9 protein-coding genes are annotated in these 12,670 nt (G+C 72.3%); 7 read left to right on the top strand and 2 right to left on the bottom strand.

Annotation, left to right across the window (positions count from 1 at the left end):
* Window positions 1-95: 95 nt before the first annotated feature.
* On the bottom strand, window positions 96-1,109 hold the full coding sequence (locus SM611_RS02395; protein WP_371947099.1) for a hypothetical protein: 1,014 nt from the start codon (window positions 1,107-1,109) through the stop codon (window positions 96-98).
* A gap of 295 nt (window positions 1,110-1,404) precedes the next feature.
* Here SM611_RS02395 and SM611_RS02390 point away from each other — a divergent pair, with 295 nt between their 5' ends.
* The 5 genes from SM611_RS02390 to SM611_RS02370 all read left to right on the top strand — a co-directional run bounded on the left by SM611_RS02390 (window position 1,405) and on the right by SM611_RS02370 (window position 8,514).
* Window positions 1,405-1,926, top strand: coding sequence for a gamma carbonic anhydrase family protein (locus SM611_RS02390; protein WP_371947098.1), 522 nt, complete (start codon window positions 1,405-1,407; stop codon window positions 1,924-1,926).
* Window positions 1,927-2,028: 102 nt separating this feature from the next.
* Window positions 2,029-6,012, top strand: coding sequence for an EccA family type VII secretion system protein (locus SM611_RS02385; protein WP_371947097.1), 3,984 nt, complete (start codon window positions 2,029-2,031; stop codon window positions 6,010-6,012).
* A gap of 156 nt (window positions 6,013-6,168) precedes the next feature.
* Complete coding sequence (locus SM611_RS02380; RefSeq protein ID WP_371947096.1) at window positions 6,169-6,360, top strand: hypothetical protein; 192 nt, start codon at window positions 6,169-6,171, stop codon at window positions 6,358-6,360.
* Window positions 6,361-6,733: 373 nt separating this feature from the next.
* Complete coding sequence (locus tag SM611_RS02375; RefSeq protein ID WP_132199943.1) at window positions 6,734-7,351, top strand: DUF47 domain-containing protein; 618 nt, start codon at window positions 6,734-6,736, stop codon at window positions 7,349-7,351.
* Window positions 7,348-8,514 carry an inorganic phosphate transporter gene (locus tag SM611_RS02370; protein ID WP_443112124.1) on the top strand — a complete coding sequence of 389 codons (1,167 nt, stop codon included), beginning with the start codon at window positions 7,348-7,350 and terminating at the stop codon, window positions 8,512-8,514. Before SM611_RS02375 ends, SM611_RS02370 begins: the two co-directional genes overlap by 4 nt.
* 124 nt (window positions 8,515-8,638) lie before the next feature.
* Here the strand turns inward: SM611_RS02370 and SM611_RS02365 are convergent, their stop codons facing one another.
* A complete protein-coding gene (locus tag SM611_RS02365) occupies window positions 8,639-10,318 on the bottom strand; it encodes a bifunctional metallophosphatase/5'-nucleotidase (RefSeq protein ID WP_371947095.1) in 1,680 nt (559 codons plus the stop codon).
* A 118-nt stretch (window positions 10,319-10,436) separates the two neighbouring features.
* Between SM611_RS02365 and mshD the strand changes: the two genes are divergently transcribed.
* Together mshD and pstS are read left to right on the top strand one after the other, a co-directional pair.
* Complete coding sequence (gene mshD / locus SM611_RS02360; RefSeq protein WP_371947094.1) at window positions 10,437-11,297, top strand: mycothiol synthase; 861 nt, start codon at window positions 10,437-10,439, stop codon at window positions 11,295-11,297.
* A gap of 256 nt (window positions 11,298-11,553) precedes the next feature.
* Complete coding sequence (pstS, locus tag SM611_RS02355) at window positions 11,554-12,657, top strand: phosphate ABC transporter substrate-binding protein PstS (RefSeq protein ID WP_371947093.1); 1,104 nt, start codon at window positions 11,554-11,556, stop codon at window positions 12,655-12,657.
* Window positions 12,658-12,670: the final 13 nt, after the last annotated feature.

Here is a 12,670-nt window from a genome sequence, read left to right as displayed (position 1 = left end):
GCGAAATCCTATAAAGGCGGAAAGGCGGGGTGTTCCGGCCGTGAAGGCCGGAACGCCCCGCCTGACGTTCCCGGAGCCTGGTGAAAAGGCGGGCCCTACAGCTCGATCGGGCCGCGCGGCTGCTGCGGCGGCACCGGGGGGTGCGCCGGGGCGGTGTCCTCGGCCGGCCGGGCGGGCTTGGGCTGCGGCGGCGCGGGCGGGACCGGGGGCTCGGCGGAGGGGGGCTCGGGCTTGCTCAGCGACGGCGCGGCCGGCGGGCCGGCGGCCGGGACCGGCTTCGGCCCGGGGGCCTGGGCGGGCTTGGGCGCCGCGGCCGGCATCGGCTTCGCGGCGGCCGGCCGGGACGGCGCGGACGGGCCGGACTGGGCGGGCGACGGCTGCGCGGGCGGGGCCTGCTTGCGCGGGGCGCTCTGCCGGACGGCGTCCTCGACCATCTTCTCCAGCGGCCCGGCCTCGTTCTCGGCGCTGAGCAGCCGGTGCAGCGTGTCGCTGATCTCGGTGAGACGCTGCAGGGCCTGCGTGTGGTTCTTGGTCAGCGCGGTGAGCCGCTGCGTCGCGCCCTCGTTGATCACACTGGCGCGGCGCTCGGACGCGGTGAGGGTGCGCTCGGCCTCCAGCCGCGCGCTCGTCACCGTCTGCTCGGCCTCCTGCTTCGCCGACGACAGGACGCTGTCGGACTCCTTCTTCGCGGAGGCGAGGACGTGGTCGGCCTTCTCCTGCGCCTGGGCGAGGTTCTTGTCGGCGTGCGCGCGGGCCTCGTCGATGATCCGCTTGGACTCGTGCTCGGCGTCCTCGCGGATCTCGGCGCCCTTGGCCTCGGCCTCGGCGACCTTGTCCTGGGCCTCGTCCTCGGCGAGGTTGATGATCTGCCGGAGCCGGTCGCTCAGGTCGTCGCCGGTGGGCTTGCGCGCCTCCCGGAGCTCGGCCATCTCGCGGCGGAGGCGCTCGCCGTCGTCCTGGGCGCGGGCGAGCCGCGCCTCCAGTTCGCGGTGCTTCTGCTGGGCGCGGGCGATGTAGTCGTCGACCTGGCGGCGGTTGTAGCCGCGCATGACGATCTCGAAGGACTCGTCTTGGAGGAGGTTCGGCAGGATCTCGGCTTCGTTGCTCATGATGCCTTGGGGGGTCGTTGGCGGGGGTCATCACCCCGTCAGGGTCGGTTGCGATAAGCCTCACCCGCCTGAGCGGGCCCACATGGAAACGTCAGGACGACTCTTGTCCGGTCCACCCATTCGCGCAACCGGAACGCGGTTCTTGCTGCCGTTTCTTCATCTGGATGGACTCGACAAACTATCCAATCCGGGCGAAATCCGCGCCCTCGGCGGGGCCGTGTCGCGAACCGGGACCGGACCCGCCCGGACGGGGGCCGTCCGCCGCGCGCCGGGGGCGGGTCCTAGGCTCGGCGCCATGAGCTACCTGGGAGCGTTGGGAGAGGACCGGCCGAAGATCCACCCGGAGGCGTGGGTCGCGCCGGGCGCGGTCGTCGTCGGGCGGGTGACGCTGGGCCGGGCCTCCAGCGTCTGGTACGGCTCGGTGCTGCGCGGCGAGGACGAGGAGATCGTCGTCGGCGACGAGTGCAACATCCAGGACCTCAGCTGCCTGCACTGCGACCCGGGCATGCCCGCCGTCCTGGAGGACCGCGTCAGCCTCGGCCACAAGGCGATGGTGCACGGCGCGCACGTGGAGGCCGGCGCGCTCATCGGCATCGGCGCGATCGTGCTGAACGGCGCCCGGATCGGGGCTGGGACGCTGATCGCCGCAGGCGCGCTGGTGCCGCCCGGCAAGAAGATCCCGTCCGGGGTGCTCGTCGCCGGGACGCCGGGCAAGGTCGTCCGCGAGCTGAACGACGACGACCGGCTCGTCCTGGAGTACACGCCCTCGGTGTACGTGGAGAAGGCCGCGAAACACCGCGCCGCCGACTGGCAGTAGCGCCCCGGCATGCCGTCAAGGTCGGTTTAGGAGCTCGCTGACCTGGGGTGACGCGGCTTCTGCGCCGGTCAGGGACGCCCCGGGCGATTTCTGCTGACTACGATGACCATCGTGGTGTGGGGACCGGGCTATGGCAGTGCTCCGCCGGCCGGCCCGCAGCGGGGGCGGGGGCCGTTCGCGGATCCCTTCGCGGAGGCGGAGCGCGACACGCGGGCGATGGTGGCCGCCGCGTGGTGGCCCTCCGCGCCTCCGCAGCAGCGCCACCACGCCATCGGCGGCCGCATGCTCGTGCTCCCCGACGGGACGTGGTGGCTGTTCGGCGCGTGGGCCCGCTGGTACCGGCTGCACCCGTCCGACGGCCAGTGGTACCTGTGCCCGCCGCCCCGCACGCCCGCCGTCCGGATGGCGGCGCGGCCCGCGCAGCAGGGCGCCGGGCAGGTGCCGAACCTGCCGCCGCACGTGGTCCCGGCGGGGCCCGACTTCGCCTACGACCCCCCGGCGGGGCTGCCGTTCGTCGGGCACGGGTTCGCGACCGAGCTGACGTCGCGCGTCCGGCAGACCCTGGAGTCGGCCGCCGCGCTCCCGGCGCCCGACTACCCGCACTGGTGGCCCGAGTTCACGAGCGAGACGCCGTCCACGGTCGCCGCCGCCTGGGGCGTGATGCTGTGGTGCTCGGCCGCCCCCGCCTACGACGCGCGCCTCGACGCGCAGATGCTCGACCTCTGGAAGCCCTACCGGGCCAGGCCCCTGCCCGACGTCGACGGCCCGCGCTGGCTCACCCCGCCCACCCTCGAATCGCTCGTCGCCCTCTACGCCGAACGGCTGCGCGCCAGCCGGGTGGACGCGGCGGTCGTCGTGCTGCGGACGATGTGGGCCGTCGCCAGCGCGCTCCGCGAGGACGTCCGATTCCAGATCCGGGCGGACGCGCTGCTGTCCATCCTCGGCACCACGCTCGCGAACCCGACGGTCGACTACGGCGCGCTGCCGTACGGGGACCAGGCGATCGTCCAGCAGTGGCTCACGCGGTGCCCGCCGAACCTGGTCCCGTCGCTGCGGAACGAGAGTTCGCCGGGGGACAACTTCCGGCACGCCTTCTACACGCTCAGCGAGCTGATAGCCGACCTGTCCGGGGATCCGGCCGACCCCGCCTACCTGGAGCCCCGCCTGGTGGCCGCGGCGCTGCTCGCCGCCGACCTGAACGTCGTCCGCAAGGACATGGTCGGCACCATCGTCCCCTGGCTGGACCCCGAGATCCGCTACACGGTGCAGGCGGTGGCGGAGCAGAAGGGGCACCCGCTGCGCCGCCTCTGGCCCGAGGACATGCGCCTCCCGGAGCCGCTGCGGTCCGCGGCCGGGTCCGGGGCGGGCGCCGAGTCGCTGCTGGCCGCGATGTACGAGGTCGACCTCGCGTGGTGCCGGCTCGGCGGGATGCCGGCCCGTCCCCGCGGCTTCCCCGTGCCGACCGCGATCATCGCCGGGATCATCGGGCGGAACCGGGCCCGCGCCACGGCCGCCGCCCCGACGGCCACGCCGCCGCCGAACCCCGCGCCCGCCCAGCCGGCGCCCTTCCACATGCAGAGCCAGCCCGGCGTCGCCCCGGGGACGCCGCCGCAGCAGCAGGGGGCGCCGTCCGGGCCCGACCGCCCGTTCGTCCAGCCGCCCGCGCAGCCGGGGCTGGAGAACGCGCCCGGGCCCGCCGCCGCGCAGGCGCAGAACCAGATGCCGGGACCCGGCCAGCAGGCCGCGTTCGCCCCGCCGGACCCGCTGATCAGCGGGCCCTCCGGCGAGGACGACCAGGCGAGCGCCGCGCCGCCCTACACCGAACTCGGTTTCCAGCCCGCCGCTTCCGCGCAGCCCGCGCCGATGCAGAGCCCCGCGCCGCCCCAGCCCCAGCCGGAGCCGGTGCAGGCGAACCTTGCTCCGGCGCCGCCCGAACCGCAGGCACCGCCTCAGCCGGAGCCGCAGCTCGGCGGGTTCTCCCCGCCAGAGGAGGAGACGCAGGACGACAACTTCGCGCCGCCCTACACGCAGCTGGGCTACCAGCCGGCCGGCGCCCCTCCTTCCCCTTCCCCGGCACCGCCTCCGCCGTCGCCCCGGCAGGGCGCCCGGCAGGGGCCGCCCGTGCCGCCGCCCGTGCCCGCCGCGCCGGCCCCGGCCGGAGCGCCGGAGCCGCACGCGACGACGTTCGACGCGCCCGCGACCCGCGTCGAGGGGCGCGCCGCGTCGCCCGCACCGCCTGCGGCGCCGAACCAGCCGCCCGGCACGCGCATCCTGGGGCCCGGCGACATCGAGGACGAGCCCGCCGCGCCCCCGCCGTCGCCCGTCCCCGCCGGGGGCCCGGGAACGAAGGTCATGTCCAAAACGATGGTCGGCGACTTCGACTTCCTGGACGACACGCCGTCCCCGGAACGTCCCGTCGACGAGATCCCGCCGCCGAGCGACCGCAGCACCCGCCGCGTCCTGGAGCGGTTCGGGTTCGGGTTCGTCTACGGCGAGTACGACGCGTCCGTGCTGCTCGGCGACGTCCGCGCGCAGGCCGACGAGTGGAACGCACCGGCCGGCGACGAGATCGAGGCCACCCGGGTGGACGGCGCGCCGAGCGCGATCAAGTCGGGCGTGCCGGGCGTGCTGCTGGTCGGCGACCCGCACTCGGGGCAGCGCCGGCTGTCCCGGATGATCGCGCTGACGCTGGCGAACGCGGGCCTCGGCGACGGGTCGATCCGCGCGCACGACGCCGAGGACGTCCGCGACGCGCCGCCGGAGCGGATCGGGCAGCTGCTCGGCCGGCCCGGTCCGGTGATCCTCTTCGAGCGGCTGGACGTGGCCATCGCCGACGCCGCCGACCCGGGCGCGGTCGTCGGGGCGGTGCGCCGCGCCCGCCGCGACCCGGTGAACACGACGCCGGTGATCGCGACGTGCGAGCCGCGCGCCTACCGGCGCCTCCTGCAGGAGCATCCGAAGCTCGTGCAGGCGTTCCGCGTCCACCGGCTGCCGGACTTCAGCGACCTCGACAACCGGATGACGCTGCTGCACCTGCTCGCCGACGAGCGGCGCGTCACGATCGGCGCGTCCGCACTGGAGACCGTCCGGGCCGACCTGGAACGGCTCCGCGGGCCCGGCGACCTGGTCAACGCCCGCCTCGTCGAGGCGTACCTCGACCAGGCGGCCCAGCGGAACATGGAGCGCGCCGGGGCGTCCCACGACCGGCTCGTCCTCACCCCGGACGACCTCGCGGGCGTCGCGGAGGGCATCGAGCCCGCGCTGCGCCCGCCCGGCGATATCGCCGGCTACCTGCGGCAGCTCGACCAGCTCACCGGCCTGGAGGACGTCAAGACGGCGGTGCGCGAACTGGCCGACGAGGCGGCGCTCGCCGCCGACCGGGCGCGGTTCGGGGTGTCCGGCGGCGACCCGCGCCATCTGGTCTTCACCGGCCCGCCCGGCACCGGCAAGACGACCGTGGCGGGGCTCGTGGGCGGCGTCTACGCCGCGCTGGGGCTGCTGCGGTCCGGGCATGTGGTGGCGTGCCGTCCCGTCCACCTGGCGGGACGCGACCAGGTCGACACCCGCAACCGCGTCGCGGGCATGGTCGACCAGGCGCTCGGCGGGGTGCTGCTCATCCAGGAGGCGTTCCGGCTCGACCGGACGCCCGCCGTCGTGGACGAGCTGCTGCGCCGCATGGGCGAGGGCCGGTTCATCGTGGTCTGCTCCAGCCCGGCGGCGGAGATGGAGGGCTTCCTCTCCGGCAACCCCGCGTTCCGCGCCGAGTTCGGCCGGATCCTGGAGTTCACCGGGATGGGCGACCGCGACATGGTGCGGCTCTTCCAGAGCTACGCCGAACGCGACCTCTACATGCTGGACGAGGAGCTGCGCGTCGAGCTGCTGTCCCGGCTGGCCACGATGCGCGAAGACCCCCGGTTCGCCTACGCCCGCACCGTCCGCGCGCTGTTCGAGCAGACGGTCGCGCGGCAGGCGGCCCGGCTGGCGGGCGCCGACGTCAACGCCGCGACCGTGGCCCGCCTGACGGCCCGCGACCTGCCCGAAACGCCGCTGGAGCAGCTCCTCGGCGACTTCCGCGCCGGGGGGTGAGATCCCGTCGGACGCCCCCGGTCGGGCTGGTGGGGCGTCAGATGGGCACCACCCGGGAAGACCAGTCGTCAAGGTGGCCCGCGAATGGCCCTCTTGGGTCATGTGCCCGCCGGGGCGGGGCGCGTAGCCTCGACTTGGGTGTGGGGAGGAACGGAGGTGGACGCGGTGCGCCAGAATCTCGATCTGCGCGTCCACGACCGTGTTGCGCTGGACGAGATCGAACTCTATGCCGAGATGCTCAGCGCGGTGGCGGCGGCGGAGCGGCCGCTGACCATCGCGGAAATCGACATGGTGCTCGGGGTACGTTCCGACGCTGCCGGTCGTCGCGAGCTGACGCCGCAGGACTAGTTCCCGCGGGCTCGCAGGTGCCGGGGACGCCGATTCGGGCGTCCCCGGTTCGTCATTTCTGCCGGTCAGAGCCTGGTGGACGGCGTGCCCGAGCGGCTACACGAGCCTTGCCCGGACGTGTGACCACGCTGAGTGGTGTAACGAATGTCACTTCCCGGCCAGGTGTCCCGCCGCAGGTGACGGCTGTGGGCGCCGAACCGGCGGGCGTTCCTCCAGATAGGGGCCCCTGCAAGGGGTATGTACCTGGTGATCTAGGGCAATCTTGTAGGTGAGAGGATGGGTGACACCAGTCGAAGCTGGGGCAAAGGTTCTTTTTACGGCGGGTAGCGCCTACGATCCTCTGCGGACTGTTCCGGCACATCAGGAGAACGACGTGCGCTTGCGTCTCACGCCGCGTGAGGACAGCTTCTACGACATGTTCGCCGACTCGGCGAACAACCTGGTCACCGGCGCCAGGTTGCTCGTGGAACTCATCAGCGACGGCGCCGACCGGGCGGCGATCGCGGAGAAGATGCGCGCCTGCGAGCATGCGGGCGACGAATGCACCCATGCGATCATGCGCCGGTTGAACGAAACGTTCATCACGCCCTTCGATCGCGAGGACATCTACCGGCTGGCGTCGACCATAGACGACGTGATGGACGAGATGGAGGAGGCCGCGGACCTCGTCGTCCTCTACAAGATCGACGAGTTCCCCAAGGGCATCGTCCACATGGTGGAGGTGCTGGAGCGCGCCGCCGAGCTGACCGCCGAGGCCATGCCGCGGCTGCGCTCGATGAAGGAGCTCAACGAGTACTGGATCGAGATCAACCGGCTCGAGAACCAGGGCGACCAGGTGTACCGCAAGCTCCTCGCGCAGCTGTTCAGCGGTGAGTACGACACCCTGACGGTGCTGAAGCTGAAGCAGGTCATCGACCGGCTGGAGGACGCGGCCGACGCCTTCGAGCACGTCGCCAACACGGTCGAGACCATCGCGGTCAAGGAATCATGAGCCCGGTCAAGGACCCCGGCGGGACCCTCACCCGGGACCCGTCCGCGGAGGACGATGCCGCCTCCCTTGGCGAGCAGGCCACGCGCCGGGTCACCGGTCGCGCCTGGCTGCTGCTGCTGGCCGGCATCCTCCTGGTCATGGCGGGCGGCGCGCTCGGGCTCCGGTCCGACGCGCAGATGGCCGTCCTCGTCCTCGTCGTCATCGTGGCGCTCGTCTTCGACTACACCAACGGCTTCCACGACGCGGCCAACGCGATCGCCACGGCCGTGTCGACCCGCGCCCTGACACCGCGCGTCGCGCTCGGCATGGCCGCCGCCATGAACATGATCGGCGCCCTCCTCGGCGTGGGCGTCGCCAAGACCGTCAGCGACGTCATCACCCCGCCGTCCGGCCTGCACGGGCTCACCGTGGTCGCCGCCGGCGTGCTCGGCGCCATCACCTGGAACCTCATCACCTGGTACTTCGGGCTGCCGTCGTCGTCCTCGCACGCCCTCATCGGCGGCGTCGTCGGCGCCGGACTGGCGTCGCTGTCCTCGGTGAACTGGGCCACCGTCATCGACAAGGTCGCGATCCCGATGGTGGCCTCGCCCGTCGTCGGCTTCTGCTTCGCCTACCTGGTGATGGTCGCGATCCTGTGGATCTTCCGCCGCGCCAACCCGTCCCGGGTCGGCCGCCGGTTCCGCATCGCGCAGACCATGTCCGCCGCCTCCCTGGCGCTCGGGCACGGCCTGCAGGACGCCCAGAAGACGATGGGCATCATCGTCCTCGCGCTCGTCACCACCGGGCACGCGGACGGCAGCACCGTGCCATGGTGGGTGGTCATCTCGTGCGCGGGCGCCCTGTCCGCCGGGACGTACGCGGGCGGCTGGCGCATCATGCGCACCCTCGGCCGCAAGGTCATCGAGGTCGACCCGCCGAAGGGCTTCGCCGCCGAAGCGACGGCCTCCGTCGTCCTCTACACCACCGCGTTCATCTGGCACGCTCCAATCTCCACCACCCACACGATCACGTCCGCGATCATGGGAGCGGGCGCCACCAAGCGCCTCTCCGCCGTCCGCTGGGGCGTCGCCGGCAACATCCTCGTGGCTTGGGTCCTCACCATGCCCGCCGCCGCCGCGGTCGCCGCCGTCGTCTACTACGTGGTGCACTTCTTCGGGGCGTGAGGCTGTGTTGGCCCAGGGGGCGACCTCTGGAACCCCTTTCGCGAGCCAGGCGATCTTTCATCGTGTCGCTGGTGCCAGTGTGGTGAGCGTGGCCCGGCTGATTGGGAGCCGGGCCACGCTTGGCTTACTGGCCGGAGATGCGGTTGAGGGGTGGGGGGGTGATGGTGCCCTGGGCGTTGAAGTAGGTGACGAAGGTGTCCAGGTCGATGGCGCCTAGGACCTGGCCCGTGCCCTCGGTGAAGACGGTGAAGCCGTCGCCGCCGCCTAGGAGGAAGTTGTTCGCCGCGACCTTGTAGGTGGTGGACGGGTCGACGGGGGCGCCGCCGATCGTGATGGCGGAGACGCGGTCGCCGACCGGGTTGGCGCGGTCGATGGTGAAGTGCAGGTTCGCGGAGGGCTGGAGGATCTTCTCGCCCGCGGACGTCCACTGCTGTTCGAGGAGGGCGTCGAGCTGCGCGCCCGTCAGGGACGTCACGCCCATCACGTTGTTGAACGGCTGGACGGCGAACGCCTCGCCGTAGGTGACGACGCCGTCGCCCTCCGAGCCGCTCGCCGCGTAGGTGAGGTCGGTGCGGACGCCGCCGGGGTTCATCAGCGCGACCTGCGCGCCGAGGTCCTGCGTGCCGGCGAGCTGGGCGTCGGCGATGACGTCGCCGAGCGCCGTCTCGCCCGCGGCGGACGGGGTGCGGGTCAGGTCGGCGGTGATCTTGCCGATGGGCTTGTCGGCGATGGCGGAGACGCGGTCCTTCCAGGTCTGGACGAACGCCCCCGTCGCCGGGTCCGGCGCGATGTCGCGGGTGACGACGTGGTTGTCCGCCTGCACCGAGGAGCGGACGATGTCGCCGGTGCGGCGGTTCACCTTGAGGTTCACCTCGGTGATCACGCGGCCGAAGGACGAGCCGGAGGCGAAGAGGCGGGAGTCGCCGTCCGGGTCCTTCACCGAGCAGAGGTACTGCTGGTGGGTGTGGCCCGAGAGGACCATGTCGATCTCCGGGTCGGCCTCCTGCGCGATGCGGGAGCCGGCGCCGGGGGCGATGCCGCACTCGTCCGGCCGCTCGTCGGCCTTGGCCTGGTCACCCTCGTGGACGAGCAGCACCATCGCGCGGACGTGCCGGCGCTTCAGCTCGCGCGCGGCGCGGTTCGCGGCGGCGACCTCGTCGTCGAACCGGAGGTCCTTGACACCCTCGGGGGTGACGATGCTCGGCGTGGTCTTGGTGACGATGCCGATGAACCCGACGCGGACGCCGTTGACGCGCCGGATCGTCCACGGCCTGATGGCGGGCCGGTCCTCCTGCTTCAGCAGGACGTTCGCGCCGAGGTAGTCGAACTTCGCGCCGCGCCACGGGCCGGCGGGCGAGCAGCCGTCGACGGGGTGGCAGCCGCCGTTCTGCAGGCGCAGCAGCTCCTGGTAGCCCTCGTCGAACTCGTGGTTGCCGACGGCGGACGCCGTGACGCCCATGTCGCCTAAGAACTGCACGGACGGCTCGTCGTGGTAGGCGGCGGAGATCAGCGGCGAGGCGCCGACCAGGTCGCCCTGAGCGACGGTGAGCGTGTCTCGGTTCCGCAGCTGCTTGAGGTGGGCGGCGATGTAGGCGGCACCGCCGGCGAGGACGGTGTCGCCGTTCTCGTCGATGGCCCTGCCCGAGCTTCCGGACGGCGGCTCCAGGTTGCCGTGGAAGTCGTTCAGCGCGAGCAGGCGCACGGACGCGGTCGGTACGGGCCGTGCGGCGGCGGGTTGCGCGGCCAGGCCCACGACCGTCAGCCCCGCCGCGGCGCAGGCCAGGATGGTGCGTCGTCGAGTCATTCTGTGGACGGTAGGTTCGCCCGGCATACGGATTCCGGCGGCATGATGACGTTTCTGTGACAAATCGATCAGGACTCAAGTGATCTTCGCGTCCGTCCGGCCGCATAGGGTTGCGGATGTGAGTGAGCTGCGGGCGCGCGGGACGCTGGGGGACGCCGAGGCCGCGGAGGCGCTGGCGCTGGCCGGCGCGGCGGAGCGGGCGGACGGGGTGGGGCCGCTGTCCGAGCACGCCCTGCTGGCGCTGCGGGGCGGACGGTCCGGTCTGGCGATCTTCGATGGCGGGACGATCGTGGCCTACGCGCACTTCGATCCCGCGACCGAGGAGGAGCCGGCGGCGGGTGAGCTGGTCGTCCATCCGGATCATCGGCGGCGCGGGCATGGGCGTGCGCTGCTGCGGGCGCTGCGGGACGAGGCCCCGCTACGGGTGTGGGCGCACGGTGATCTTCCGGCGGCCGCCGCGCTGGCGGCCTCGGAGGGGATGGCGCGGGTCCGCGCGCTGTTCCAGATGCGGCGCCCGGCGTCCGATCCGCTACCGGAGGTGCGCGTCGCCGCCGGGGTGACCGTCCGCGCCTTCGAGCCGGGACGGGACGAGCGGGCGTGGCTGGACGTCAACGCCCGCGCGTTCGCCGACCACCCCGAGCAGGGCGCCTGGACGTTGGACGACGTCCGCGAGCGCGAGGCCGAGGAGTGGTTCGACCCGGCGGGCTTCTTCCTCGCCGAGCGCGACGGCCGGCTCGTCGGCTTCCACTGGACGAAGGTCCATCCGGAGAAGATCGGCGAGGTCTACGTCGTGGGCGTCGACCCGGACGCGCAGGGCCTCGGGCTGGGCCGGGCCCTCACGTTGAGGGGCCTGCACCACCTGCGTGACATCGGCATGGAGCAGATCATGCTTTACGTGGACGAATCGAACGTCGCGGCCGTCCGGCTGTACGAGAACCTGGGTTTCACCAGGTACGCCGTGGACGTCATGTACGCCTGAGGCCGAGCCGTCCCCAAACCCGGTTGAGCAAGTCTCGACCGGGTTTTCGGCTGTCTGAGCTGCGCTGTTAACCCGGCGTCCATGGCAAATCGGGGCATTCTTCGCGACTCTGCGCGTCTCCGTTCATCTGTCGTTCACCTGGATCGGGGCGGCTGGTCACCTCGCCTGCCTAGCGTCGCATTCGACGGCGAACCCACCGTCCGGCCGAGGCACGGGACGGGGGGACCCGCCCCCGAAACTAAGAGGAGACCCTCCGGTGAAGAACGGTTCCCGACTCGCCGCCCTTGGCGGCGTGGTCGTCGCGGGCGTGCTGGCCCTGTCCGCCTGCGGGAGCGACGACAATACGACGGCGAGCTCAGGCAGCGCCCCGTCCGGCGACATCGACTGCGCCAAGGCCAGCGTCAACGCGGCCGGCTCCAGCGCGCAGAAGAACGCGATCGAGGAGTGGACGAAGGTCTACGCGAGCAAGTGCGCGGGCGCCAACCTGAACTACAACCCGAGCGGCTCGGGCGCCGGCATCCAGGCGTTCACAGGCGGCCAGGTGGCGTTCGCGGGCTCGGACTCGGCGCTCAAGCCCGAGGAGGCCACCGCCGCCAAGCAGCGCTGCCAGGGGGGCGCCGCGCTGAACCTGCCGATGGTCGTCGGCCCCGTCGCGGTCGTCTACAACCTGCCGGGCGCGGACGGGCTGAAGCTGTCGCCCGAGAACATCGCCAAGATCTTCTCCGGCAAGATCACAAAGTGGAACGATCCGGCGATCGCCAAGGAGAACGAGGGGGCCACGCTCCCCGCGTCCGCCATCAAGCCGGTGTACCGCTCGGACGAGTCCGGCACCACCGACAACTTCACGAACTACCTGCACACGGTCGCGCCCGACGTCTGGACGTGGGAGAAGGCCAAGAAGTGGCCGAACTCCACCGGCCAGGGCGCCGCCAAGTCCGACGGCGTCACCAGCCAGGTGAAGAGCACCGAGGGCGCGGTCTCCTACGTGGAGATGTCGTACGCGACCAACAACAAGCTGCAGACCGCGCAGGTGAAGAACGGCGCCGGCGAGTTCACGCGGCTGTCGCCGGAGAGCGCCTCCAAGGCCGTCGCGGGGGCCGAGGTCGTCGGCACCGGCAACGACGTCGCACTGAAGATCGACTACGCGACCAAGGAGCCGGGCGCCTACCCGATCGTCCTGGTCACCTATGAGATCGCGTGCGAGAAGGGGCTGCCCACCGAGCAGGCCGAATTCGTCAAGTCCTTCCTGACGTACACCTCCAGCGCGGACGGCCAGAAGATCCTCACCGAGCACGGGTACGCGCCGCTGCCGCAGAGCGTGCTCACCAAGGTCCAGACGTCCGTGAAGGCACTGTCCTGACCGACGAAGTCGA

Source organism: Actinomadura monticuli (assembly GCF_041463655.1).
Taxonomy (GTDB): domain Bacteria; phylum Actinomycetota; class Actinomycetes; order Streptosporangiales; family Streptosporangiaceae; genus Spirillospora; species Spirillospora monticuli.
Note: the sequence above shows the minus strand (reverse complement) of the source record. Positions and strands in the feature narration are given on the sequence as shown.

Excerpts from the sequence above, each read along its gene's own strand:
- SM611_RS02395 (WP_371947099.1), bottom strand. The coding sequence starts at position 1,109 with ATGAGCAACGAAGCCGAGATCCTGCCGAACCTCCTCCAAGACGAGTCC.
- SM611_RS02390 (WP_371947098.1), top strand. The coding sequence starts at position 1,405 with ATGAGCTACCTGGGAGCGTTGGGAGAGGACCGGCCGAAGATCCACCCG.
- SM611_RS02385 (WP_371947097.1), top strand. The coding sequence starts at position 2,029 with ATGACCATCGTGGTGTGGGGACCGGGCTATGGCAGTGCTCCGCCGGCC.
- SM611_RS02370 (WP_443112124.1), top strand. The coding sequence starts at position 7,348 with ATGAGCCCGGTCAAGGACCCCGGCGGGACCCTCACCCGGGACCCGTCC.
- SM611_RS02365 (WP_371947095.1), bottom strand. The coding sequence starts at position 10,318 with ATGACTCGACGACGCACCATCCTGGCCTGCGCCGCGGCGGGGCTGACG.